Source organism: Caballeronia sp. INML3B (assembly GCF_023631305.1).
Taxonomy (GTDB): domain Bacteria; phylum Pseudomonadota; class Gammaproteobacteria; order Burkholderiales; family Burkholderiaceae; genus Caballeronia; species Caballeronia turbans.
Map to the genome: position 1 here is coordinate 1 of NZ_JALQDI010000106.1, position 271 is coordinate 271.

Sequence of the window (271 nt, forward strand, 5' to 3'; positions counted from 1 at the left end):
TACCTAATCAGTAAACAACAGCTCGTCGAGGGGACTGCTGACCCCCGCTCCGTGCGCAAGGAGCGTTATGCAGTCAATGGTTACTGCTACCTGACGACGCCGAGCATGCGTCCTGGGGACATTATCGAGGTGTGTTGGTTCTATCCAGATTTGAAATCACCAAAACTATTTGAGATGGCTAGCCTTGCCGTCGTATCCAGCGCAACGATCGTCGACTTGGCCGTTAACACATCACCGTTAAAATTCCGTAAGTGGTTGGAAACTAATAGAA

The 271-nt window shown here is 49.8% G+C and carries 1 protein-coding gene; it reads left to right on the forward strand.

From position 1 onward, the window contains the following. Positions 1-271, forward strand: a 271-nt coding sequence (locus NCS58_RS34075) for a hypothetical protein (protein ID WP_250539047.1), incomplete at both ends; no start/stop codon positions are given.